Genomic DNA, 2,026 nt, shown 5'->3' on the forward strand with positions numbered 1-2,026 from the left:
AGCGCCTGCGCCCGGCCCTGAAAACCATGATGGACAACATGCTGGGGCTCATCGAGCGCCACTTCCCGCCCGGCACCCGCGCCACCCGGCCAGCGGGCGGCACGGTCTGCTGGGTGGAGCTGCCGGGCGGCGGCGACGGCGTGGAGTTCATGCGCCTGGCCATGGACGCGGGCATCAGCGCCGCGCCCGGGGCGCTCTTCTCCTCCCAGGGCTGCTTCCGGCGCTTCGTGCGCCTCTCGGCGGGCGTGCGCCAGGGGCCGGAACTGGAGGCCGCCGTGAAGACGCTGGGACGCATCGCCTGGGAAATTTCCGACGCAGGACATGAAGCCCCTGCTAGCGAACCCTGGGAAAACGATCCAATCGCAATGCCTGAAGCCCTGCTTAAGGATTCGTGAAGCCATGGAATTCCACCACCTGCGCACCTTCGTGGCCGTGGCCGAGGAGGGCAACCTCTCGCGCGCGGCCGAGCGGCTGAACCTCTCGCTCCCCGCCGTGAGCGCCCATGTGAAGAGCCTGGAAGAGGAGTTGGGCGTGAGCCTCTTCACCCGCTCCGCCCGGGGCATGGAGCCTACCGGCGCGGCCAGGCGGCTCTGCGGGACAGCCCGCGACGCCCTCTCCCGCGCCCAGGACCTTTTCGCCCAGGCCCGCAGCCTGCGCGGAGAGGTCGCCGGAGACATCGTGCTCTCCCGCAACACCGACCCGGAGTTCCTGCGGCTGCCTCGCATCCTGGCCGCCCTGGGGCGCGACCATCCGAAATCCGTGGTCCACGTGGACTGCTGCGATTCCTACAACGTCGCGCAGACCCTGAAGGCGGGCAGGGTCCACGCGGGCTTCGCATACGGTTGCTTCGACGAGGACCCTCAGCTGACGGCCCTGCCGCTGGGCATGGTCAGCGTGCGGGTGGTGGGGCCGCCCGCCTGGAAGGAGCGGCTCGAACAGGCCTCCGTGGGCGACCTGGCCGCCATGCCCTGGGTCTGGTTCCACGAGCGCTGCCCCTTCGTGCTCATGGCCCGCGAGCTCCTGTCCGAGGGGGGGGCTCCGCCCAGGACGGCGGCCGTCATCAACGACGAAGACACCATCCGCTCCCTGGTGGCCTCGGGCATGGGGCTCTCGCTCCTGCGCGAGGACATGGCCCGCGCGGACGATCCGGGACGGGAGCTGGCCGTGTGGCCCGGGGGGGCGCTGGGCATTCCCATCAGCCTCGTGGCGCTGGCGAAGCGTCTCCACGAGCCCGAGGTGAAGGCCGCCCTGGACGCGGCCGCCGAGGCCTGGGGCCTGGAGTGCGCCGTTACGGGGGCTCCCGTGGCGAAGGCCCGGGAGGGCGCTTCGGGAAAGGCCCCCGAAGCCTCCGCAGAGGCGTGCGGCGCATGACCCTCCCCTCCCACGGCGGCGACCTGGACGCCCTGGCCCGCGAGGCCGGGTGCGCGCCCGGCGACATCCTGGACTTCTCGGCCAGCATCAACCCCCTGGGGCCGCCCGAATGGCTGCGCCCGGTCCTTTCGGGGGCCGTCTCGCGCCTGGTCCACTACCCCGACCCCCACTGCCGGGAGCTGCGCGCCCGCGCCCGGGAGCGCTACGGCGTGGACGAGGCGCGCGTCGTGGCGGGCAACGGCACGAGCGAGCTGCTCTTCGCCCTGGCCCGGGCCTGCGGGCTCTCCCGCGCCCTGGTCCCGGAGCCTTCCTACGTGGACTACCGCCGCGCCTGCCTGGCCGCGGGCATGGACGTGGAGGGCCTGCCCCTGCGCCACGAGGACGCCCTGGCCCTGGACCCCGGAGCCCTGCGCGCCCGTCTGGCCGCCTCCCGCGAGCCCCGGGCAGTGTTCATCGCCCGCCCCAACAACCCCACGGGCCTGGACGTGCCCGCCGGGGACGTGCGCCTTCTGGCCCGGGAGTTTCCGGAGCATCTGTTCGTGGTGGACGAGGCCTTCGGCTCCTTCGTGGAGGGCTTCGAGTCCCTGGCCGGAGAGGCGCGGGGCAACGTGGCGGTGCTCGTCTCGCTCACCAAGATGTTCGCCGTGCCCGGGCT

At 72.8% G+C, this 2,026-nt stretch carries 2 protein-coding genes and 1 pseudogene; all 3 read left to right on the forward strand.

The window, feature by feature from the left end; genetic code table 11:
• Positions 1 to 395 (forward strand): annotated as a pseudogene (locus ACV4UX_RS18980) (hypothetical protein); the annotation flags it as partial.
• A gap of 4 nt (positions 396 to 399) precedes the next feature.
• The gene (locus ACV4UX_RS18985) at positions 400 to 1,371 is read left to right on the forward strand and encodes a LysR family transcriptional regulator (RefSeq protein WP_491594842.1); all 972 of its coding nucleotides are present in this window, start codon (positions 400 to 402) and stop codon (positions 1,369 to 1,371) included.
• Positions 1,368 to 2,026 (forward strand): aminotransferase class I/II-fold pyridoxal phosphate-dependent enzyme (locus tag ACV4UX_RS18990; protein ID WP_491594843.1); only part of this gene is annotated, 659 nt, incomplete at its 3' end. The genes ACV4UX_RS18985 and ACV4UX_RS18990, both read left to right, overlap by 4 nt.

This window comes from Fundidesulfovibrio sp., assembly GCF_058402725.1.

Coding starts and splice junctions, on each gene's coding strand:
- ACV4UX_RS18985 (WP_491594842.1), top strand. CDS start 400: ATGGAATTCCACCACCTGCGCACCTTCGTGGCCGTGGCCGAGGAGGGC.